We start from the raw sequence: 23,086 nt of genomic DNA, 5'->3' as shown, positions 1-23,086 counted from the left end.
GAGTCGGCCAGTCCCGTTCGATGCGGCTTTGTCACGTCCGTACGGCGTGCGTGCCTTGGGAGACCACAAACCCGCTAAAGCACTGTGGTATTTCCCTTCATGAAAGTCTTGAAAGGCCAGGACGTCCTGGCATTGGGTTTTATGACCTTCGCGCTGTTCGTCGGCGCGGGCAACATCATCTTCCCGCCGATTGTGGGCCTGCAGTCGGGGCCGCACGTGTGGATGGCCGCACTGGGCTTCCTGATCACCGCGGTCGGCCTGCCGGTGATCACCGTCGTCGCGCTGGCAAAAGTCGGCGGCGCGATGGACACCCTGAGCCACCCGATCGGTCGCGTTGCCGGTGGGTTGCTGGCGGCCGTCTGCTACCTGTCGGTCGGGCCGCTGTTCGCCACCCCGCGTACTGCCACCGTCTCCTTCGAAGTCGGCCTGGCGCCGCTGACCGGGGAGGGCGCTCTGCCGCTGTTCCTCTACAGCCTGGTGTACTTCCTGGTGGTGCTGGTGATCTCGCTGTATCCGGGCAAGCTGCTGGATACCGTCGGCCGCTTCCTCGCGCCGCTGAAGATCATCGCCCTGGCCGCCCTGGGCATCGCTGCCTTCATGCTGCCGGCCGGCCCCATCGGCGTTGCTGAGCCGGCCTACCAGGCCGCGGCGTTCTCCCAGGGCTTCGTCAATGGCTACCTGACCATGGACACCCTTGGCGCGCTGGTCTTCGGCATCGTCATCGTCAACGCGATCCGCTCCCGTGGCGTGGATTCGCCGCGGCTGATCACCCGCTACGCCATCATTGCCGGCCTGATCGCCGGTGTCGGCCTGGCGCTGGTGTACATCAGCCTGTTCCGCCTGGGCTCGGGCAGCCATGAGATTGCCGCCGGTGCCGCCAACGGCGCTGCCGTCCTGCACGCCTACGTGCAGCATACCTTCGGCTCGCTGGGCAGTACTTTCCTCGCCGTGCTGATCGCACTGGCCTGCCTGGTCACTGCCGTGGGCCTGACCTGCGCCTGCGCCGAGTACTTCTGCCGCATCCTGCCGCTGTCGTACCGCAGCCTCGTGATCATCCTGGCGGGCTTCTCGCTGCTGGTGTCGAACCTGGGGCTGACCAAGCTCATCCAGTTCTCCATCCCGGTGCTGACCGCCATCTACCCGCCGTGCATCGTGCTGGTAGCGCTGAGCTTCTGCGCCAGCCTGTGGCGCTCGCAGACCCGCATCGTTGCTCCGGTCATGGTGATTTCCTTCGTCTTCGGCATCATCGACGCGCTCAAGGGCGCCAAGCTCGACGCCTGGATGCCGGCCTGGATGGAGCATCTGCCGCTGGCCGAACAGGGCCTGGCCTGGCTGATCCCCTCGGTCGCCATGCTGGCCGTGATGGTGGTGATCGACCGGCTGCTGGGCAAGCCCCAGGAAGCGATGGCCTGATCACGCCGTACTGAGCCTCCAATGAAAAAGGCCGCCCACAAGGCGGCCTTTTTCATTGTTCCAGCAGATGCTTGGTGGCGTCCTTCCTGGACTCGTCGGGTTCTACTTGCGCTTCAACTGCTCGTAGGACTTGACCATGTCCCGCGCCCAGCCATCGAGCAGGGCCTTGGCGTCGTTGGCGGTCATGACCTGGGAGGAGTTTTCCAGCTCGGTACCGGCGCCCTTGCGTACCACCTGGGCGACTACCGTGCCGTTGCTGCCATCGAGGAAGGCGGCTTCGGTGGCGATGCTGGTGTCCTGGTCGCGGATGCCGGTGGCGGTACTGACGCCGGCGGCGATCAGGGCGATCGGAATGACCTCATAAGGCTGCAGGCTCTTGGTCGAGGCGCTGACAGCAGTGATCGCCGGGCGCACGATCAGCACGCCCGGGCCGGGGCCTTCGGCCAGTGGCAGGGCCTTGGAGAATTGCGTCTTCAGGGCCTGGTCATAGTATTTGGTAATACCGTCCAGGGTGCTCTGCGGAATCTTCTCGCTGGCTTGCGGCTGCGGGTAGAGCTGGCTCGGCTCGACATACACACTGGTGAACTGATTGGCGTCGATGCCGGGTTTGATCCAGCGCATCACTGGCGCGCCGGAGGGCGATTTGTCTTCCTTGAGGACGCTGTAGTCCTTGAGGAAGCCTGAGTATTTCTCGGGCTCGACGTACTTGCTTGCGCAGCCGGCGAGGGTGATGGAAGCCAGGCACAGGGCCAGGAGTTTGGTGTGCATCGAGTCGCTCCTTGTAGGTACAGCAGGTGTTGGATCGCGTTCTTCGTCGCGTGAATGCTTCGTTTACGTGGGTTGTCAGAACCGCCAGGTCGCACCGCCGCCCAGAATGTGCAGGGCGGCATTGCGATAGGTACCGGAGAGGGTTTCGCCGGATCGGGACTTGGTCTGCTCGTCGTCCATGTCGCCCATCCAGACCAGGGTGTAGGCCACATGCAGGTCGAGGCCCTCTTCCAGCTCGTAGTTCACCCCGGTCGCCAGGCGCCAGGCCTCGCCCATGGGGTTGTCGACGGTGCGATCCTTGTCGTCCACCGCCGAGCTGTCGTAGCCCAGGCCCATGCTCCAGCGCAGGCGCGGGTTGGCCTGGTACTGCGCGCCGAAGGAGGCGTGCCAGGTGTCCTTGTACTGGCGGTCGACGGTGCGGTCGACGCCGCCGGCGTTGGCGTCGACTTCCACGCCGATCTGGCCGAAGTCGCTCCAGTCCTGCCAGCCCAGGCTGCCCAGCAGCTTCCATTGCGGGTCGAGCTGGTGGGCGATGCTCAGGGTCGCCGTCTGCGGGATGTTCATGTCCAGTTCCAGCGAGTCGACATCCAGGCGATTGAGCGCGGCATTGATGATCGGGTTGCTGACCTTGCGCACATCCGGGCTGTCCTTGAACTCCAGCTTGACCTTGCTGGTGTAGGCGAGGCCGATCTGCGTACGGTCGCTCACGTGGTAGAGCAGGCCCAGGTTGACCCCGGTGCCGACGTCGGTGTCCTTGTATTCCAGCTGGCCGTCCGGTCGGTCCGCCAGCCCGAGCAGGTTGTTGTTGATGGCCATCTCGGTGCGGTAGTAGCCGTAGACGAAGCGCGGACCGATGCCCACGGTGAGGTCGTCGGTGAACTTGTGCGCCAGGGTTGGCTGGAAGGACACGCCGATTACCGCCGCCTCCTGGGTGAAGTAGCGGCCGGCCCAGTCGTCGTCGTAATCGAGCGCCAGGCCGAAATTGCCGTACATGCCGAAGCCGATGGCCGAGCGGTCGTCGATCTGGTGGCTGATGAACAGGCTGGAGCCCGGCAACCATTGCAGGGCATTGCCGCCTTCGTTGCCATCGAACTGGTTATTGCTGTCACGGGAGAAGCGGATGTCGCCGAGGATCACCTGGGCGTTGGCGCTGATCTGCGTGCCCTTGAGTTCGGCGATGCCGGCCGGGTTGCTCATCAGCACGCTCGGATCGGTGGCCAGCGCAGCGGAGCCGGCGTTGGCAAGGCCATTGCCTTCCTGCCCGGCCTCGTAGATCAGGATGCCGCCCGCCAGCGCAGGGCTGCTCAGGCAAGCCAGGAAAACCGTCGATAGCAGATAAACAGAAGCAGGCTTGGTTCGTAGGTGATCCGCGTTCATCTGGCGCTCCGAGTGCACACCGTTATCAACCGCCACAAGTGCAGGCCTGTGGCGGCTCAATGCTCCGAATGCTTTCTGGAGTCGAGTTCCGATTCCCCATCGAGAGGGGTGGCTGTGAAATCAGCCTAGATAGCCAAACGCGATGTGCAAGCCGACTTTAAATTCACAGTGAAATTAATAGTCGGCCCAGGCCCCACCGGATTAAGAGCGAGCGCTCGGTTGCGCGGAAGAGGGCGCGAGGATTGACGTCAAATGAAAAAATCCTGACGTAAAAAGACAAGAAAACAGGTGCGGTTCTTCCGAACACTTGCAGGCAATAACAACGCTGCAGCGGCCTGTGCCGAATGTAGGAGATCGCCATGCGCTTACTGGCTTGCCTGTTCCTTGTCGCGACAGTGGGTCTGACCTGTGCCGCCATTCAGGGGCATGTACCGACACCCAGGGCCGATACAGCAGAGCACGGAGGAGTTCCGGCCAGCGTAGGTGACATCTTCAACCGATTCTGAGCACTGCGCCGAAATCAGCCCAACTCCCTGCAACAAGGCCATAACAACAATGAAATCGGGTTCTCGTCTGGCTCACTGGTGTGGCATCGCCACGCTCATGCTTGCAAGCATGTCCTTGCCGACAGCGCTACTGGCTGCGGACAAGCCGAATATCCTGGTCATCTTCGGCGACGACATCGGCATCACCAACATCAGCAAGTACAGTTACGGAATGATGGGCTACAAGACGCCCAACATAGATCGCCTCGCCAATGAGGGCGTGATGTTCACCGACTACTACGGTGAGCAGAGTTGCACTGCGGGGCGTGCGGCCTTCATCACTGGCCAGCACCCGGTACGCACCGGCCTGACCAAGGTCGGAATCCCCGGCTCGCCGATCGGCATCCAGAAGGAAGACCCGACGCTGGCAGAGCTGCTCAAGCCGCTGGGCTACATGACCGGCCAGTTCGGCAAGAACCACCTGGGCGACCGCGACGAGTTCCTGCCGACCAACCACGGTTTCGACGAGTTCTTCGGCAACCTCTACCACCTCAATGCCGAAGAGGGGCCGGAAGATCCCGACTGGACGAAGAACCCGGCCATCGACAAGATGATCCACCCTCGCGGTGTCATCCACAGCACCGCCGACGGCAAGATCGAGGACCTGGGCGCGCTCACCAGCAAGCGCATGGAGACGATCGACGAAGAGTTCCTGCAAGCCTCGAAGAACTTCATCGACAAGGCGGTCAAGGCCGACAAGCCCTTCTTCGTCTGGTTCAACTCCAGCCGCATGCACTACTACACGCACATCAGCGACAAGGTGGCGGGGAAGTCCGGGCAGGACTTCTACAACGACGGCATGCTCGAACACGATGGCCACGTCGGCCAGTTGCTGAAGCAGCTCGACGACCTGGGCGTGAGCGAAAACACCATCGTGCTCTACACCACCGATAACGGCGTGCACTTCAACCAGTGGCCGGATGCGGGCATCACGCCGTTCCGCGGCGAGAAGAACACCAACTGGGAGGGTGGCTTCCGGGTGCCGGCCATCGTGCGCTGGCCGAATCACTTCAAGGCCGGTGAGGTGTCCAACGACATCATGTCCGCCCAGGACTGGCTGCCGACGCTGATGGCCGCCGCGGGCGTCAGCGACGTCAAGGAGCAATTGCTCAAGGGTTACCAGGCCGGGCCGAAGCAGTTCAAGGTCCACCTGGACGGCTACAACTTCCTGCCTTACCTGGAGGGCAAGAGCGACAAGGGCCCGCGCACCGACTTCTACTATTTCAGCGATGACGGCAAGTTGCTCGGCATGCGCGACGGTGACTGGAAGGTGGTGTTCTCCGAGCAGCGGGCTAAGCGCTTCGACGTGTGGCGCGATCCCTTCGTCGACCTGCGCATTCCCAAGGTCTTCAACCTGCGGCGCGATCCGTTCGAGCGCGCCGACACCGACTCCAACAGCTACAACGTCTGGTGGGACAAGAAGGTGGCGGTGGTGGCCTTGCCGGCAATGATCCGTGTCCAGCAGTTCCTCACCACGTTCAAGGAATACCCGCCGCGCCAGCGCCCGGCCACTTTCACCGTGGACCAGATGCTGGAGAAGTTCATGCATTACCAGGAGCAGTGAGACTTCCCCAGCTCTGCTGCCCGGGGCCCGCCAGCACTGCTGCGCGGGCCTCGCGACGCTCGAATTGACGATGGTGGAAGCCGAGACTGCACAGCACGCTGCCGCCAGCCTCCCTGGTTTTGCCTGCCCGCATCATGGCAACACGCTTCCATAGCGAAGCATTACCAGTGGGCTACCGTTATCCAGCAGGCCGTGGCACGGCAGTGTGGCTGGAGGGCAATTCCAGCACGCCATCGGCAAGGAACCCGAACCCACGATACAAGGATCATCCCCGTGTCCACGCGTGAACAGATTGCTGGCCTGGAAGCCGCCGTGTCGGCGCAGGTGCTCGGCCAGGAAGAAACCGTCCGCCACATCCTGCTGGGCCTGCTGGCCAACGGTCACGTCTTGCTGGAAAGCCTGCCCGGGCTGGCCAAGACCCGCACCGTCAAGGCGCTGTCGAAGCACCTCGATGCCCGCATGAGCCGCGTGCAGTTCACCCCCGACCTGTTGCCGTCGGACATCACCGGTGCCGAGATCCTCCAGCAGACCGAGCAGGGCAACCAGCTCAGGTTCCAGCCGGGGCCGCTGTTCGGCAATGTCATCCTCGCCGACGAGATCAACCGCGCGCCGGCCAAGGTGCAGGCGGCGTTGCTCGAAGCCATGGAAGAGCGCCAGATCACCGTCGCCGGACAAACGCATCGGATGCCTGGCCTGTTCATGGTGCTGGCGACGCAGAACCCCATCGAGCAGGAAGGCACGTACCCGTTGCCGGAAGCGCAGATGGACCGCTTCCTGATGAAGCTGCTGATCGACTATCCCAAGGTCGAGGACGAGTCCCGCGTATTGCAACTGGTGCGCGCCGAGGAGCGCAGCCAGCAGTCCGGCGCCGAGCCGCTGGAGATCACGCCGCTTGCCCAGGACGCCGTGTTCGCGGCGCGCCGGGAAGTGGGCGACGTACATGTCTCGGACGCCATCGACCGCTACCTGATCGACCTCATCCATGCCACTCGCCGCCCCGCCGACTATGACGCCGACCTGGCCCGCTGGTTGAAGGTCGGCGCCAGCCCGCGCGGCGGCATCAGCCTGGACCGCGTTTCCCGCGCCCACGCCTGGATGGCCGGCAATGATTACGTCACGCCCGACGATGTACGCGCTGTCGTGCATCCCGTTCTGCGTCATCGCCTGCTGCTGTCCTATGACGCGGTGGCCGATGGCGTCGGTGCCGATCAGGTGATCGACCGGCTGCTCGACAAAGTCGCGATTCCTGCCTGAGGAGGAGGGCGTCGATGGCGGATCAGCAGCCGGTCGCCGATGGTTTCGTCTACGCCTCGCTGGACCAGCTGATGCTGCTGGAACATCGCGTGCGCGGCCTGAGCTTCCTGTCGCGGCAACCGTTGTCCAGCATCCTTTCCGGCAGCCACGCGGCGCGCCTGCGCGGCCGGGGGCTGAGCTTTGACGAACTGCGGCAGTACAACCCTGGCGACGACCTGCGTCATCTGGACTGGCGCGCCTCGCTGCGCTACGGCAAGCCCTTCGTGCGCAGCTATACCGAGGAGCGCGACCGCCCCACGCTGCTGCTGGTGGACCAGCGCATGAGCATGTATTTCGGCTCCAAGCGCAGCTTCAAGTCCGTGACCGCTGCGGAGATTGCCGCGCTCGGCGCCTGGATGGCTCTGCAGGCGGGTGACCGGGTCGGCGGCCTGGTGTTCGGCGACCGCCAGATCGAGTACATCCGCCCCTTGCGCAGCCGGGCCAGAGTCGAGGCGCTGTGCGCGGCCATCGTGCGGCACAACCATGCACTGCAAGCCACCCGCAGCGACGACGATGCACCCGGCCAGCTCGACCGGGCGCTGCGCCAATGCCTGGGGGTAGCGGGGCACGACAGCCTGGTGGTGATCATCAGTGACTTTGCCGGCGTGACCGACCAGACGCTGCAGCTGTTGCGGCAGCTGAGCTCGCATAACGACGTGCTGGCCTTGCAGGTATTCGATCCACTTGCCCTGCGCCTGCCGGATCGCGGCCGCGTGACCGTGACCCAGGGCGAGCTGCAGGTGGAGCTGGAGGTTGGCCGGCGACAGGTGCACCGGCCGCTGGGCGAGTTCCTATCCGGCCGCCTGAAGGACGTGGCGACCCTGCTGCGCCGCAGCCAGGTGCCCTTGATGATGTTCAGCAGCGGCCGCGACAGCCTGGAGCAACTGCGCGGCGAGCTGGGGCGCCTGGCGCGATGAGCACTCCGCGCATCGACCAGCTCCAGGAACTGCCGGCGCCACCGACGCTGGTCAGCTACTGGCCGCAGACCTGGGCCTGGGCGGTACTTGCCCTGCTGCTCGTGGCGGCCTTGGCCGTTTGGGCGCTATGGCGCTACCGGCGATGGCGGCGCGACCGCTATCGGCGCGAGGCGCTGCTGCTCCTGGATGACCTGGGTACGGCCCTGGCGGACCCGCAACGTCGACTAGCCGCGCTGCGCCAGCTGCCTTCGCTGCTCAAGCGTGTGGCACTGTCGATGCCCGGTGGCGAAGCCACGGCGGCGCTGGGTGGCAGCGCCTGGCGCAGCTATCTGCAAGGCCGCAGCCCGGCGCAGCTGCCGGCTGATCTGGATCAGCGGCTGGCCATGCTGGCCTATGCGCCGGATGAGCGCGTCCAGGCGCTGGACGAGCAGGAGACGCAGGCCCTGCTGGCGGTCTGCCGGGAATGGATCGAGGTGCACCATGTGGCAGTTTGACCTGCCCTGGCTGCTGCTCCTGCTGCCGTTGCCCTGGCTCGCCTGGCGCTACCTGCCGGCCTACCGGGAATCGCGCAGCGCCTTGCGGGTGCCGTTCTTCGCCGCCATGAGCCGCGCCGTGGGGCAGGAACCCAGCCGCGGCGGAGCCGCCGGTGGGCGCTGGCAACTCCCCCTGAACCTGCTGGTGTGGGTGCTGGTGCTGGTGGCGTGCGCGCGTCCGGTCTTGGTGGAGAAACCCATCGAACGGGTGCAGCCGATCCGTGACCTGATGCTGGCCATCGATATCTCGCAGTCCATGGAGACCAACGATTACCTTGATGCCGGTGGCCAGCGAGTGGACCGCCTGAGCATCGTCAAGGGCGTGGTGCGCGACTTCATCGGCGAGCGCAAGGATGACCGTATCGGCCTGATCGTCTTCGGCACCGGCGCCTTCGCCCAGGCGCCGCCGACGCTGGACCACGCCAGCCTGTTGATGTTGCTGGACGAAGTCGGCATCGGCATGGCGGGGCCGAACACCGCCCTGGGCGACGCCATCGGCCTGACGCTCAAGCTGCTCAAGGACGCGCCGGAGCAGGAAAAGGTGCTGATCCTGCTCACCGACGGCAACGATACTGCCAGCGCCATCACGCCCAGCCACGCGGCGGCCATGGCCCATGAGCGCGGCGTGGTGGTGCACACCATCGGCATTGGCGACCCCGCGGCCAGCGGCGAGTCGAAGGTGGACCTGAAGACGTTGCAGGATATCGCCCACAGCACCGGCGGGCGCTACTTCCGAGCCGGCGACCGCGAGGCACTGAAGGCCGTCTACGCGACGCTGGACCAGATCACGCCACACCAGGTGAAGACCCTCAGCCACCAGCCCAAGCGCGACCTGTTCTGGATGCCGCTTGGCGCTGCGTTGGCATTGCTGGTGCTGTCGCACCTGTTGGCGGCCATCGCCGGACGATTGGCCGTGCCAGGCGATTCGCGCGCCAGCCGGGAAGTGGAGGGCTGATGGACATCGACTTCAGTGCCTTCCACTTCCTGCGGCCGTGGTGGTTGCTGCTCCTGTTGCCGGGAGTGCTGCTGCCGCTGCTATGGAGCCGGCGTCACGATCTGGCCCGCCGCCTCGATGGCATCATTGCGCCCCATCTGCTGGAGCACCTGGTGATCACACCCGCCGACCGCCAGCGTGTGCGCCCGGTGCAGCTGCTTGGCGCCGTGCTGGTGCTAGGCGGCGTGGCGGCGGCCGGGCCGACCTGGGAGCAGGACCGCCCGGCCTTCCTGGAGAACCGTGCGCCGCTGATACTGGCGGTGGACCTGTCGCCCTCCATGGCCGCCAGCGATGTTCCGCCGTCACGCATCGAGGCGGTGAAGCACAAGCTCCACGACCTCATCGTGCGGCGGCCGGGCAGCCCGACGGCGCTTATCGCCTATGCCGGCAGCGCACACCTGGTGCTGCCCGCCACCAACGATGGCGGCTTGCTCGACAGCTTCCTGCAGGCGCTGTCCCCCGGCCTTATCCAGCGCAGCGGCAAGGACGCGCTGGGTGCCATCGAGATCGCCAAGCGCCTCCTGGCGGCCGAGCAGTCGCCGGGTACCCTGGTATTGCTGACCGATGGCGCCGACCAGCAGCAGTTCGACGCCATCGACAAAGCCCTGCGCGGCAGTGATCTGCAAGTGCTGGTGCTCGCTGTAGGCAGCCAGGATGGCGGCTTGCTCGACGGTGGCCAGCAGGACGCCGCCGGCCGCCCCTTGTTGGCCAGCTTCGACTCGGACGCCTTGAAGGGCCTCGCGGAGGCGGCGGATGCGCCGCTGGGCAGCCTGACCCTGGGAGATGACGACCTGGACTGGATCGAACTGCACGCCCAGCAACACTTCCAGGCCGCCCAGGGTGACGAGCAGCAGCTGCATTGGAAGGATGCCGGTTATTGGCTGTGCTGGCCGTTGCTGCTGCTGGCGCTGGTGAGTGTACGCAAGGGCTGGAAGGTGCACTGGATGAGCGCACTGTTGCTCGCCGTCGGGCTGAGTGGTGCCCCGGAACCGGCGCGTGCCGGCGCGCTGGCCGATGCCTTTTTTACGGCGGACCAGCAGGGGCGCTGGGCTTTCGAGCACGGCCATTATCCGCAGGCGGCTGCGCATTTCCGTGATCCATTCTGGAAGGGGCTGGCCGCGTATCGCGCCGCAGACTACCCGCTGGCCCTGAGCAGTTTCGCCCGGCTGGATTCGTCCGAGGCGTACTTCTACCTGGGCAATACCTATGTGCGCCTGTCGAAGTTCGATCAGGCCATCGACGCTTATCGTCAGGCGCTGCAGCGCCAGGCGGACTTTCCAGCCGCCACCGCCAACCTCGCCCTGGCGCTGGCCCTGCAGAAGGACCGCGAAGACCAGCAGGAAGCCGGCCCGCCCGACGAGAAGCCCGACCAGGAGGTCTTCGACAATACCGCCGGCAAGGGCAAGAGCGTGCCCCGCGCACGCGCCAAGGCCGACTCGGACGAGCAGTGGCTGAACAACCTGAGCACCTCGCCGGCACAGTTCCTGCGCCGCAAGTTCCTGCTGCTGGATGCGGCGACGGGGGCGGGATCATGAGGCGCGCGCTGCTCTGCCTGTTGCTGTGCTGGCCTTTGCTGGGGCTGGCCGCCGAGCCGGAGGTGAAGGTCCGTACCCAGCTGCTGCCGGGCGATTCGGTGCTGGTCGGTGGGACGCTCACGCTGCAGGTCGATCTGCTGGTGGACACCTGGTTCGCCCAGCCGCCGCAGCTACCCGTGCTGAAGGTCGCCGGCGCGGTGGTCTCCGAGCCGAGCAGCGAGGCTGCCCACCTCAACGAGAAGATCGCCGGGAAGCCGTTCTTCGGCCTGCGCTACGGCTACCAGATCACCCCGCAGAATGCCGGGGAGTTCACGCTGCCTGCGCTGGATATCCAGGTGCAGCCAGGGCAGGGCAGCGGTCCGGTGAAGATCACCAGCCAGCCGCTGCACTTCACCGCCAAGGCCCCCGCGGGCGTTGCTGCCGAAGGCGGTCAGCGCCTGGTCGCCAGCCAGGTGCTGATCACCCAGCAGCTCACGGCTTCCCACGAGCCACTGCGGGTGGGCGACAGCGTGACCCGCAGCCTGCACATCACCGCGGAAAACGCCCAGGCCATGCTGATCCCCGCGCCGGACTTCGCCGAGGTGAAGGGGCTGCGCCGCTACGTGCAGCCCCCGACGGTGCAGGCCTTGAGCGATGGGCGTGGCGGCAGCAGCGGCGGTGAGCGCATGGATGCGGTCACCTACGTGGTCAGCCAGGCCGGTGATTTCCAGTTGCCGCCCATCGAGTTGCACTGGTGGGCGGCGGACAGCGGGGAGCAACGTACTGTTTCGGTCCCTGCGCTGGAGCTGTCGGCCCAGGCTGCGGCCGTCTACAAGGCGCCTTTCTCCATCAGCGACGACCTGCGCGAACTGGGGCGCCATGCCCAATTGCGTATCGCCCGTCACTGGTTGCTGCTGGCCGTGTTACTGGCGGTTCTGGTGGGCGCGGGTTACGCCGCGCATGCGTGGGGCGCGCCGTTGCGTACCGGCGTGATGAATGCCATCGAACGCCGCCGCCAGGCATGGCGCGAGTCGCCTGGCTACGCCTGGCGCCAGGTTCGCTCCCAGCTCAAGGGCGACCCGCCGCAGCTTGGTGCGCTGTACCTGTGGCTGCGGCGGACAACCGGGTGTCGTGAATTAAGCACGGCAGTGCCTGATGGTTCCGTCAAGCCCGGCAATTCTTTGCTAGCGTTTCTCAGGGCCCGTTACGGCCGGGCCGATGCGCAGGCGCGTAGCGCGCCCGCCCAACTGATACAGGCGTTGCCGGAAATCCACCGGGAGATGGGCCACGGCAAGCCGACGAGCCTGCCGGCCCATGCCCTCAAGCCTTTGAATCCGTGATCCAGGGATGTGACATGCCTTCGTACCTCGCGCGACCGATTGCCCGCTGGATGCTCCTGCTGCTCTGCCTGCCGCTGCTGGTTCAGGCGGCGGACGCGTTGCCATCGTGGAACGAAGGGCCGTCGCGGCAGGCGATCATCGAGTTCGTCGAGGCCGTGACCCACGAGGGCGGCAAGGACTTCGTGCCGCCGGCCGAACGCATCGCCGTGTTCGATAACGACGGTACGTTGTGGAGCGAGCAGCCGATGTACTTCCAGGTGCTCTTCGCCCTGGACGAGGTGAAGCGGCAGGCGCCGCAGCATCCGGAGTGGAAGCAGAAGCAGCCGTTCAAGGCGGTGCTCGAAGGCGACCAGAAGACCCTCGCCGCCAGCGGCATGAACGGCATCCTGGAGATAGTCGCCGCTACCCATTCGGGCATGAGCACCGAAGATTTCATCGCCAACGCCCGCCGCTGGCTCGCCAGCGCCAAGCACCCGCGCAGCCAGCGGCCCTACACCGAGATGGTGTTCCAGCCGATGCTGGAGCTGCTGGGCTACCTGCGGGCCAACGGCTTCAAGACCTACATCGTCTCTGGCGGCGAAGTGGCGTTCATGCGCGCCTTCGCCGAAGAGGTCTATGGCATTGCGCCGGAGCAGGTGATCGGCACCACCCTGGGCAGCCGCTTCGAGGACCGCGACGGCAAGTTGTCGATCCAGCGCCTGCCCAAACTGGTGCACAACGACGACGGCCCCGGCAAGCCGGAGAGCATCGACAGCATCATCGGCCGCCGGCCGATCCTGGCCTTCGGCAACTCCGACGGCGACCTGCAGATGCTGCAGTGGACGACCGCCGGCAAGGGTCTACGCTTCGCCGGCCTGGTGCACCACACCGATGCCGGGCGGGAGTGGGCCTATGACCGGGAGAGCAAGGTCGGGCGCCTGGACAAGGCGCTCGATGAGGCGAAGAGCAAGGACTGGGTGGTAGTGGACATGGCAAAGGAATGGAAGCGGATCTACCCGTTTGATCAGTAAGACCAACAAGTGAAACCGCAGGGGCATGGGGATCTCCAGTCGAGCAGTCGGTATCTCCAGTGACGCAGTCGTGGCAAACGATGAGTAACTGGAATGGAGAGACAACAATGAAGCGCACGGGAAGATGGTTATCGCAGTTCGCCCTCGCGGCGACCGCGATAGTGGGGTGTACGGTTGCCAGCGCTGCTGACAAGCCGAACATCCTGGTGATCTTCGGCGACGATATCGGCCAGACCAATATCAGCGCCTATTCGTTCGGAGTGGTCGGCTACCAGACGCCGAACATCGATCGCATCGCCAAGGAAGGCATGATGTTCACCGACTACTACGCGGAGAACAGCTGCACCGCGGGGCGTTCGACCTTTATCACCGGGCAGTCGATCCTGCGTACCGGGCTGTCGAAGGTGGGCATGCCGGGCGTCCCGGTCGGCCTGCAGGACCGCGACGTCACCATCGCCCAGGCGCTCAAGGCCCACGGCTATGCCACCGGCCAGTTCGGCAAGAACCACCTGGGCGACAAGGACGAGTACCTGCCGACCAAGCACGGCTTCGACGAATTCTTTGGCAACCTGTACCACCTCAATGCCGAAGAAGAGCCCGAGCGCCCGTACTGGCCCAAGGACGACCCGGACTTCGTCAAGGCCGCCTCGCCGCGCGGCGTGCTCAAGGCCACCGCCGACGGCAAGATCGAGGACACCGGTGCGCTGAACAGCAAGCGCATGGAGACCATCGACGACGACACCACCCAGGCCGCCATCAACTTCATCGACAAGCAGGTCAAGGCCGACAAGCCGTTCTTCGTCTGGATGAACACCACGCGCATGCACGCCTTCACCCACGTGCGCGAGTCCATGCAAGGGCAGAGCGGCATGCCGGGCAACGAGTACGCGGATGGCATGATCGAGCACGACGGCGACGTCGGCAAACTGCTCAAGGCGGTGGATGACCTGAAGATCGCCGACAACACCATCGTCATCTACACCACCGACAACGGGCCGAACCAGTGGTCCTGGCCGGATGCGGCAACGACCCCGTTCCGCAACGAGAAGAACTCCAACTGGGAAGGCGCCTACCGTGTACCGGCGATGATCCGCTGGCCGAACCACGTCAAGCCGGGCAGCGTGTCCACCCAGATGTTCTCCGGGCTGGACTGGTTCCCGACGCTGCTGGCCGCCATCGGTGACACCGACATCAAGGACCGCCTGCTCAAGGGCGCCGATATCGGTGGCAAGAACTTCAAGGTGCACCTGGATGGCTACAACCAGCTCGACTACCTGACCGGCAAGACCGACAAGGGTGCGCGAAACGAGTTCTACTACTTCAACGACGACGCCGAGCTGGTGGGCATGCGCTTCGGTGACTGGAAGATCGTCTGGTGCGAGCAGCGTGCACCGGGCGGGCTGAAAGTCTGGAGCGAGCCGTTCACCTGCCTGCGGGTACCCAAGCTGTTCAACCTGCGGATGGACCCCTACGAGCGGGCGGACGTGGTGTCGGACCAGTACTACGACTGGCTGACCAAGAACGACTACCTGATCTTCCAGGGCACTCGCAAGGCCGCAGCCTTCCTGCAGACGTTCGTCGATTACCCGCCGAGCCAGCGCCCGGCCAGCTTCAGCATCGATCAGATTCGCAAGGATGTGGACGCGAAGATCGAAGCGAAGATGAAGCAGGGCAGCAAGTAGTGATCCACGCATTGGGCAGCGCTCTGGCATTGCCCACCTCGATCCCCGCGACAGCTGTGCTGTCGCGGGGATTCTTCTGTTCGACAAGGTTGTCTCGATGCCGTCACCTGTCAGTTCGTCGACCATGAATGCTCGCCCCGCCAGACAGGCTGCCGTTGGCGTTCCGCGCCGGCTGGCCATGTGGATGCCGGCTCTGCTGCTGTTTGCTTCCGGCGGTGCGGCGCTGGTGTTCCAGGTGCTGTGGGTGAAGCAGTTGTCGCTGGTGGTCGGTGTGGAGGTGTATGCCGTGACCACGGCGATCAGCGCCTTCTTCGCCGGGCTGGCGCTGGGAGGACTGGCGTTCGGGCGGCTCGCCGATCGGCTGGCGCGGCCGCTGCGACTCTATGCGGCGCTGGAGGTCCTGGTGGCGCTGCTGGCCGTTGCGTCTACCGTGGCGCTGGCCAATGCCGCCAGCGCCTTCGCATTTCTGGAGGAAGCCTTCGGCATCCTGGCCTGGGCGCTGCCGTTGGTGCTGGTGGGCGTGCCGGCATTCTTCATGGGCGGCACGCTGCCGGTGCTGGTGCGCGCCGTGGAGCCCGCCGACGGGCAGATGGGCCGCACGGGCGGCGGTCTGTACGCTGCCAATACCGCCGGCGCCATCGCCGGTACGCTGATGGCGGCGTTCGTCTTCCTGCCGATGCTTGGCGTGCTGGCGAGCGCCTTTGCGGCGGCTGTGTTCAATCTGATTGCTGCCGCAGGCGCGCTGACGCTGCGGCGCGAGGCCGCCACGCCAGTGATCGCAGGTGAATCGCTGGCCGCTCCGCGCAGCAAGGCGGCGCGCCTGGCCATCACCCTTTACTGCGTGGCGGGTGGCGTCGCGCTGGGTTACGAGGTGGTCTGGACGCAATCCATCGTCCAGTTCATGAGCACCCGGACCTTTGCCTTCGCCGTGGTGCTGGCCACCTATCTTTGCGGCCTGGTGCTGGGCAGCGCCCTGTATGCCCGGCGCGCGGACCGCCTTCGCGACCCCTGGGGCCTGTTCGGCCTGCTCATCGCAGCGGCCGGGTTGCTGGCCATCCTGCAGGTCGCCGGGCTGGGTAGCTGGCTGGTCGGCTTGCAGACCCGCGCCGAATGGCTGGTGCTGCAGGCCGGTGGCAGCGAACTGGCGGGCATGTGCGCGCGCTTCGCCGTGGCCGCGCTGTGCGTGGTGTTCCTGCCGACGACCCTGCTGGGGGCGGCGTTCCCCATCGCCCTGCGCTTGGCGGTGGACCAGCGGCACGTGGGCCGCGATGTGGGCGTGGTGGTGGCGCTCAATACCCTGGGCGGCATCGTCGGCGTGATGCTGACCGGTTTCGTCCTGGTGCCGGGGATCGGCCTGGTACGCACCCTGGCGGTCCTCGGAGCTTTGGCTGCGCTCATCGGCCTGCTGGCAGTCTGGCGGGGGGAGGGCGTGGGCAAGGTCCTGCGCATTGGCGTCGCCATGGTCGCGGTCCTGACGCTGGCCATCGGCGCGCTGACGCCAGCGCAGCACCTCGCGCAGCTGATGCCGGGGGCGCGCAACGGCCAGATCAGCTTCTATGCCGAGGGCCGCGGCGGCACGGTGGCGGTGATCGAGCAGGGCCGGGGCGACAACCGTTTCAGCCGTCTCTACATCCAGGGCGTTTCCAACACCGGCGATGCCATGCCGTCGCTGCGCTACATGCGACTGCAAGCGCTGTTGCCGCTACTGATCCATAACGGCGAGCCGCGTTCTGCGTTGGTCATCGGTTTCGGCACGGGCATTACCGCAGGCGCGATGCTGCGTTATCGCGACCTGCAGCACCCGGTGGTGGCCGAGTTGCTGCCCGAGGTACTGGCCGCCGCCCCTCGCTTCAAAGGCAACTTCGATGCGATCCACGACCCGCGCCTGGATATCCGCCTGCGCGATGGTCGGCGTGAGCTGCTGCGCAGCGCCGAACGCTACGACATGATCACGCTCGAACCGCCACCGCCCTCGGCTGCCGGGGTGGTCAACCTGTACTCGCGGGACTTCTATGAGCTGGCGGCGTCGCGGCTGGAGGAGGACGGCATAGTCGCCCAGTGGTTGCCGCTGCCGACGCAGAACGATGAGGAAAGCCGCTCGCTGGTGCGCAGCTTCATCGATGTCTTCCCCAATGCCACGCTCTGGACGACCGAGTTCCACGAAATGCTCCTGGTTGGCTCGCTGCGGCCCCTGCACCTGGATGTGACGCGTATCCGCGCGCGCTTCGAGCAGCCCGACGTGGCCCAGGCCTTGAGCGAGGTCGGCATCGATTCGGTCGAAGCACTGCTCGCCACCTGGGTGACCGATCGCGATGGCCTGGTGCGGTACGCCGGCGATGCGGCGCCGGTGACCGACGACCAGCCGCGCATCGAGTACGCGCCCTGGGTTCGCTCGAAGGAAATTGCCCGTGTCCTGCCGACGTTGCTGGCCCTGCGCACCGCACCGCCCCTGGAGAACGCCGTGCCATCGGTTCGCGCCTCGGTAGACGATAACTGGGCAAGGCTGCGGCGCTTCTACGACATGAGCCTGAGTGCCTATCGCGGCGACCGCCAGGCCTGGGCCCGAGAGGCGCGGCAGGTGGTCCGGGAGGACGGCGACAATCCCTACTACCGCTGGTTCCTCGGCGAGCGCTGAGCCCCCGGCGCGTGGCCCGCGTCAGGGCTGCGGGCTGCCATCCTCGCCCATGTGCCGGGCGGCCAGCTCCAGGGCGCCGAGCCCGCCCCGGCGCAGGCAACCCAGCAGGGGCAGCCAGGGGATATCGGTGATGCGCACCGAACTGGCGGGAACCATCCGTACTTCACCGGCGGTGCCGCCGGCTGGTCCGCCATCCGGCAGGTAGACGAGCAGCCAGTCGTCGCGCTCCTCGAAGATCAGCGCGAAGCGAAAACCGACGTCCTCGCTCACCAGGCCGACCTTCGCCGCCCCCACGTCATCCATCCCGGTGAAACGTGCGGCGGCGTCCTTGAGCAGCGGGTAGCCCGGCAGGTTGCTCAGCAGCCGGTCCTCCAGCGTCTGCAGCGCCGCGCTGGCTGCGCGGGTCCTGGCCAGCAGCCCGGCGAGGAAGCACAGCAGGGCGAGCAGGACGATGCAGGCCAGGGTGATCTCCGTGACACCCAGCGCGGTGAAACCGGTGAACAGCGGGAGGAGTTTCTGTACCGGCGGCGTGAGCAGGTGGATGGCCTTCTCGACCAGGACGAACACCAGTACCAGCGGCAGGATGAACAGCAGCCCACCGGCGATGGTGGTGCGGATGAACTTCAGCATTTCGACCTCCTTGGGGAAGCCGGCCGACGACAGCGCAACGCAGCCGGTGAATCGATGGCGGGCTCAGCCCGCCGTGACGGCGACGATGATCGGACCGCACACCGCCAGCAGTACGTTGGAAATGGCGTAGCACACCGTGAAGCCAATGACCGGTGTATTGCTGCCGGACTGCTCGATGATCTTGTTCATCGAGGCCGCTTCGGTCTGCGCGCCGGCCAGGGCGCCGAACAGGATCATCGGGTGCAGCCCCAGGACGTAGCGGCCGAAGTAGAGCGTCACCAGCGGCGGGATGATGGTCACCAGGGCGCCGGAGAGCAGCAGCGCCGCGCCCTGGCTCTGGATCGCGGCGATGGCGGCGGGGCCGGCCAGCAGCCCCACCACGGCGCCGAAGGCGGTCAGCCCGAACTCCGAGAAGGCCCATTGTGCGGCCGGGGGCAGGGCGCCCACTTCGGGATGCCGCGAGTTGTACCAGCCGATCAGCAGGCCGGCGAGGAGCATGCCGCCACCGATGCCCAGCTCCACCGGAATCATGCCGATGTGGGTGGAGAGCATGCCGACCAGCGACCCCACGACCATGCCCAGGGTATGGATGGCGATATCGCTCTTGTAGTTGTTCGCCCGGACGCGGCCGATCTGCGCGGCCAGCGCCTCGACGCTGGCCGTGCGGCCGACCAGGGTGATGACGTCGCCACGGCGCAGCACGGTGTCGGGCAGCAGCGGTAGCTCCAGGCCTTGCCGGGTGATGGAGCGGATGTAGCAGCCCATTCGGTCGGCGCCGACCAGCAGCGTCTTGATCTGGTGGATGGTCTTGCCTGCCAGCCGGGGCGAGGTCAGGACGATATCGGCATCGCGGGTGGCGAAGGACATGCTGTCGGGGTTGTCGATTTCCGGGCCGATCCAGTCGTTGAGGTCGGCCACGGCTTCGCGCAGGGCGTAGACGCCGAGGATGTCGCCGCTCTCCAGGCGCAATTGCGGGTCGCGCTCGAGAATCTGACCGCCACGGATGACCCGCTCCACGCTCAGCGCGGCGTGCCGCGCCTCGACATCGGCGATGCGCTGGCCGATCGCTGCCGCCGACTGGGCACGATGGGCACGGACGACGATACGGGTGTAGGGAATGCTGATGGCGTTCTCTTCGCGCTCGATGCCCAGCTCCCGTTCCAGCTCGCGCGCGCTCTGGCGCAGGTCGACGCGCAGCAGCTTCGGCGCGATGCTGCCGACGAAGACGATCAGGCCGATGGTGCCGAACAGGTAGGTAATGGCATAGGCCACCGCCATGTGGCTATTGAGCTGGCTCTTGGCGGCATCGTCGATGGCCAGCTGGGAAATGGCGCTGCTGGCGGTGCCCATTATCGCCGTGTCGGTCAGCGCTCCCGCGCCCAGGCCGGCGGTGAAGCCGGCGTCGAAGTGGAACAGGTGATACATGCCGAGGATGACGCCCAGGGCAGTGGCGCAGAGCACTACGGAAAGCAGTACCAGCTTCAGGGTGCCGCGATTGAGGCTGCCGAAGAACTCCGGGCCGCTCTTGAAACCGACGGCATAGATGAACAGCGCAAAGAACACCGACTTCAGCTCATGGGGCACTTCCAGGCCGATCTGCCCGATCAGCAGGCCCATCAGCAGCGCGCCGGCGACCGAGCCCAGGTGAAAGCTGCCGATCTGTATCCGCCCCAGCAGAACCCCCAGGGAGATCGCCAGGAACACCGCAATCTCGGGGTTGGCGCGCAAGGCGTGGAGGAAAAAATCGAGCATCGACGCGGCTCCCTGTCGAAGTGGCGTCCGTGCAGTATGGACGGTGAATGCCGAGCTGCCGTTATGCAGTGGAGTGTGGAACGAGTTTCTCTTTAGTGCGATTTCGCCGCGCGACCCCCACCATCGAAAATCCTCGACTAGTCTTGTGCAGACTTCATGTGGATCGCTCCAGAGCCTGTGCCCAGGCTCTCGTCGTGGATAGCGATTTCCCTGGCCGGCGCCGTGCGCCGGCTCACCACGAGAGCGCCCATGGCAGCAGCCAGCGACCTGATCATCTGTGAGTACTGCGATGCGGTGTACGAACGCCAGCCGCTGCAGCGACACCAGCGTGCACTGTGCGTGCGCTGCGGCGGGGTACTGCATCGGCACAACTCACTGTCAGTACAACAACGCCTGGCGCTGGCGCTGACCGGCGCGGTGCTGCTGGCCTTCGCCAACAGCTACCCGGTGATGACCATCAGCATGCAGGGCCTGAGCAATTCGGCGACGCTGTGGGACGCGGTGATGATCCTGAGCAGCGGCCCCATCACCTTCATCGCACTGGTGACAGCACTGGCCATCATCCTCGCGCCGGCGCTGCAGGTAGCGCTGCTGATCTGGGTGCTCGGCTTCGCCCTGGCCGGCCGCCGCGCGCCGGCCTTCGCCGGGTGCATGCGCTGGCTGGAGTCGTTGCGCCCCTGGAGCATGCTGGAGGTCTGCCTGCTGGGCACCATGGTCGCGGTGATCAAGCTGGCCGGCCTGCTCGATGTGATACCCGGTATCGGCCTGCTGGCGATGGCCGCGCTGAGCGTGCTGATCATCTACATCGCCGGCAAGGACATCCGCGATCTCTGGGAGCGGATATGAATACGCCCCCGCTCGCCGCTCACCTGAACCTGTGCCTTTGCCACGGCTGCGGCGCCGCCTGTGATACGCGCAGCGGCGGCCATCATTGCCAACGCTGTGGCGCCCCCTTGCACCAGCGCAAGGCCGATGCCATCACCCGCGGCTGGGCGTACCTGGTGGCGGCGCTGATCTTCTACGTGCCGGCCAACCTGTTGCCGGTCATGCATACCGAGATGCTCGGCCAGGGCATCGACAGCACCATCGGTGGCGGGGTGCTGGAGTTCTGGGAAAGCGGCGCCTGGGACATCGCGCTGATCATCTTCATTGCCAGTATCGGCGTGCCGGCGATCAAGTTCTTCTCCCTCGGGCTGCTGCTCTGGACTGCCCAGCGCCGCAGCAACTGGGCACGTCGGCAGCGTTCGCAGCTGTACCGCTTCGTCGAGCTGATCGGCTACTGGTCGATGCTCGACGTGATGGTCGTCGCGCTGGTGGCGGCCCTGGTGCAGATGCATGAACTGGGCACCATCGAGCCGCGCGCCGGCATCCTGTTCTTCGGCATGGTGGTGGTCCTCACCATGCTTTCCGCCATGAGTTTCGATCCACGACATATCTGGGACGACGGAGATCCGATCGATGGAGCAGGACACCCCTAAGCACGCCGCCCCCGGACAGCCGCAGGTACGCACGCGGCGCTGGAATGTATCGCTGGTCTGGATCGTGCCGATCGTGGCGCTGCTGGTAGGCGCTTCGCTCATCGTGCGCAACTGGATGGAGCAGGGGCCGACCATCGAGATCTCCTTCCGGACGGGGGAGGGCCTGGTCGCGCACAAGACCCAGGTGAAGTACCGCAGCGTGGTGATCGGCGAGGTCGAAGGCGTCGAGCTGGCCAAGGACAAGAAGAGCGTCACCGCCAGCGTCAAGCTGAACAAGGAGGCCGAATCCTTCGCCACCGAGGGTGCGAAATTCTGGGTTGTGCGTCCGCGCATCGGCGCTGGCGGCGTGACCGGCGTCGACACGCTGTTGTCGGGCAATTTCATCGGTGCCGACGCCGGTGAATCGAGTGCGCCGAAGAAGCGCTTCACCGGCCTGGAGCTGCCGCCGCCGATCACTTACGGGGAGAAGGGCAAGAGCTTCGTCCTGCGCGCCGACGACCTGGGCTCGCTGGATATCGGCTCGCCCATCTACTACCGCAAGATTCCAGTGGGCCAGGTGACTTCCTACGCCTTGCGCAGCGATGGCAAGGGCGTGGACCTGGGCATCTTCGTCGAGTCGCCCAACGATGCCTTCGTGACCCAGAACACCCGGTTCTGGAATGCCAGTGGCGTCGACGTCAACGTCAGCGCCAACGGCCTGAAGGTGAACACCGAATCGCTGTCCGCGCTGTTGGTCGGCGGGCTGGCCTTCGGCACGCCCGAGGGAAGCGAGGAGACGGCCGCCGCCCAGGACAACGAAGCCTTCGACCTCTACGTCGACCGCGACAATGCCCTGGCTCCGCCCACCGGCCTGCCGCAGTACCTGCGCCTGCGCTTCGACCAGTCGATGCGCGGCCTGAGCGTGGGCGCGCCCGTGGAGTTCATGGGTGTCGAGTTCGGCAAGGTCACCAACATCCAGCTGGATTACGACGAGAAGCTGCAGATTTTCCCGGTGGTGGTCGATGCGGTGATCTACCCGCAGCGCCTGGGGCCCGTGCACCAGAAGATGCTCAAGGTCTTCAACAGCAGCGTGGGCGACCAGGGCGGCGTCACCCGCGTGATCGGCAGCTTCGTCGAGCACGGCATGCGTGCCCAGGCGCGCAGCGGCAACCTGCTGACCGGGCAGTTGTATATCTCGCTGGACTTCTATCCGGACGCCAAGCCGGTGGCCTTCGATGCCAGCGCGCGGCCGCTGCGCATCCCGACGGTGCCCAGCAGCCTGGCGAAACTCCAGGAACAGTTGCAGGCGGTGGTCGACCGCATCGGCAAGCTGCCGCTGGAGCGCATCGCCAACAACCTCGACGGCAACCTGCGTGAGTTGCAGGGCAGCCTCAAGCAGTTCAATACGCAGACTTTGCCGGGCGTCACCCGGACGCTCGATGAGGTGCGCACCACGCTCGCCACGGCCAACTCGGCGCTGGGCGAGAACTCGCCGCAACGGGAAAAGCTCAGCGACACCCTGGATGAGCTGGACCGCATGTCGCGCTCGTTGCGTGACCTGTCCGACTACCTCGGGCGCCACCCGGAATCCTTGATCCGTGGTCGTCCGAAGAACGCCAACGCCGACAACCTGCAGCCCTGATTCGCGTACAAGGAGAGACT

18 protein-coding genes are annotated in these 23,086 nt (G+C 65.8%); 14 read left to right on the top strand and 4 right to left on the bottom strand.

The window, feature by feature from the left end; all coding sequences use genetic code 11:
* Positions 1–99: 99 nt before the first annotated feature.
* Positions 100–1,413 carry a branched-chain amino acid transport system II carrier protein gene (gene brnQ, locus A6723_RS19935; protein ID WP_054907945.1) on the top strand — a complete coding sequence of 438 codons (1,314 nt, stop codon included), beginning with the start codon at positions 100–102 and terminating at the stop codon, positions 1,411–1,413.
* 102 nt (positions 1,414–1,515) lie between these two features.
* Here brnQ and A6723_RS19930 read toward each other — a convergent pair whose 3' ends face one another.
* Positions 1,516–2,181 (bottom strand): DUF3313 domain-containing protein, encoded by a 666-nt coding sequence (locus tag A6723_RS19930; RefSeq protein ID WP_054907946.1) that lies wholly within the window; start codon positions 2,179–2,181, stop codon positions 1,516–1,518.
* Positions 2,182–2,256: 75 nt separating this feature from the next.
* Positions 2,257–3,558 carry an OmpP1/FadL family transporter gene (locus A6723_RS19925; protein ID WP_054907947.1) on the bottom strand — a complete coding sequence of 434 codons (1,302 nt, stop codon included), beginning with the start codon at positions 3,556–3,558 and terminating at the stop codon, positions 2,257–2,259.
* Between the two features lie 615 nt (positions 3,559–4,173).
* Here A6723_RS19925 and A6723_RS19920 point away from each other — a divergent pair.
* The 10 genes from A6723_RS19920 (at position 4,174) to A6723_RS19875 (ending at position 17,585) form a co-directional block, all read left to right on the top strand.
* Positions 4,174–5,667, top strand: a complete 1,494-nt coding sequence (locus tag A6723_RS19920) for an arylsulfatase (RefSeq protein ID WP_256233667.1) — start codon at positions 4,174–4,176, stop codon at positions 5,665–5,667.
* A 273-nt stretch (positions 5,668–5,940) separates the two neighbouring features.
* A complete protein-coding gene (locus A6723_RS19915) occupies positions 5,941–6,921 on the top strand; it encodes a MoxR family ATPase (protein ID WP_054907949.1) in 981 nt (326 codons plus the stop codon).
* Between the two features lie 14 nt (positions 6,922–6,935).
* Positions 6,936–7,877 carry a DUF58 domain-containing protein gene (locus A6723_RS19910; protein WP_054907950.1) on the top strand — a complete coding sequence of 314 codons (942 nt, stop codon included), beginning with the start codon at positions 6,936–6,938 and terminating at the stop codon, positions 7,875–7,877.
* A complete protein-coding gene (locus tag A6723_RS19905) occupies positions 7,874–8,371 on the top strand; it encodes a DUF4381 domain-containing protein (protein ID WP_054907951.1) in 498 nt (165 codons plus the stop codon). Before A6723_RS19910 ends, A6723_RS19905 begins: the two co-directional genes overlap by 4 nt.
* A complete protein-coding gene (locus A6723_RS19900) occupies positions 8,358–9,365 on the top strand; it encodes a VWA domain-containing protein (protein ID WP_054907952.1) in 1,008 nt (335 codons plus the stop codon). The genes A6723_RS19905 and A6723_RS19900 overlap by 14 nt, the downstream gene beginning before the upstream one ends.
* On the top strand, positions 9,365–10,939 hold the full coding sequence (locus tag A6723_RS19895; protein ID WP_054907953.1) for a VWA domain-containing protein: 1,575 nt from the start codon (positions 9,365–9,367) through the stop codon (positions 10,937–10,939). The genes A6723_RS19900 and A6723_RS19895 overlap by 1 nt, the downstream gene beginning before the upstream one ends.
* On the top strand, positions 10,936–12,258 hold the full coding sequence (locus A6723_RS19890; protein ID WP_054907954.1) for a BatD family protein: 1,323 nt from the start codon (positions 10,936–10,938) through the stop codon (positions 12,256–12,258). The genes A6723_RS19895 and A6723_RS19890 overlap by 4 nt, the downstream gene beginning before the upstream one ends.
* A gap of 14 nt (positions 12,259–12,272) precedes the next feature.
* Positions 12,273–13,268, top strand: coding sequence for an HAD family phosphatase (locus A6723_RS19885; RefSeq protein ID WP_054907955.1), 996 nt, complete (start codon positions 12,273–12,275; stop codon positions 13,266–13,268).
* Positions 13,269–13,375: 107 nt separating this feature from the next.
* Positions 13,376–14,950, top strand: coding sequence for an arylsulfatase (locus A6723_RS19880; protein WP_054907956.1), 1,575 nt, complete (start codon positions 13,376–13,378; stop codon positions 14,948–14,950).
* Between the two features lie 124 nt (positions 14,951–15,074).
* Entirely contained in the window at positions 15,075–17,585 is a 2,511-nt protein-coding gene (locus A6723_RS19875) for a fused MFS/spermidine synthase (protein WP_256233668.1), read from the top strand.
* A gap of 21 nt (positions 17,586–17,606) precedes the next feature.
* On the opposite strand, the gene A6723_RS19870 is transcribed toward A6723_RS19875, so the two are convergent.
* The gene (locus A6723_RS19870; RefSeq protein WP_054907958.1) at positions 17,607–18,215 is read right to left on the bottom strand and encodes a hypothetical protein; all 609 of its coding nucleotides are present in this window, start codon (positions 18,213–18,215) and stop codon (positions 17,607–17,609) included.
* Positions 18,216–18,278: 63 nt separating this feature from the next.
* Complete coding sequence (gene aspT / locus A6723_RS19865; RefSeq protein ID WP_054907959.1) at positions 18,279–19,967, bottom strand: aspartate-alanine antiporter; 1,689 nt, start codon at positions 19,965–19,967, stop codon at positions 18,279–18,281.
* A 249-nt stretch (positions 19,968–20,216) separates the two neighbouring features.
* Between aspT and A6723_RS19860 the strand changes: the two genes are divergently transcribed.
* From A6723_RS19860 to A6723_RS19850, 3 genes are read left to right on the top strand one after another with little or no spacing between them, the layout of a single operon-like run.
* Complete coding sequence (locus tag A6723_RS19860; RefSeq protein ID WP_054907960.1) at positions 20,217–20,813, top strand: paraquat-inducible protein A; 597 nt, start codon at positions 20,217–20,219, stop codon at positions 20,811–20,813.
* Positions 20,810–21,445, top strand: coding sequence for a paraquat-inducible protein A (locus A6723_RS19855; RefSeq protein ID WP_054907961.1), 636 nt, complete (start codon positions 20,810–20,812; stop codon positions 21,443–21,445). The genes A6723_RS19860 and A6723_RS19855 overlap by 4 nt, the downstream gene beginning before the upstream one ends.
* Positions 21,426–23,066, top strand: a complete 1,641-nt coding sequence (locus A6723_RS19850; protein ID WP_054907962.1) for an intermembrane transport protein PqiB — start codon at positions 21,426–21,428, stop codon at positions 23,064–23,066. Before A6723_RS19855 ends, A6723_RS19850 begins: the two co-directional genes overlap by 20 nt.
* Positions 23,067–23,086: the final 20 nt, after the last annotated feature.

The organism is Pseudomonas sp. AU11447 (assembly GCF_001672555.2).
Taxonomy (GTDB): domain Bacteria; phylum Pseudomonadota; class Gammaproteobacteria; order Pseudomonadales; family Pseudomonadaceae; genus Pseudomonas; species Pseudomonas nitroreducens.
Note: the sequence above shows the minus strand (reverse complement) of the source record. Positions and strands in the feature narration are given on the sequence as shown.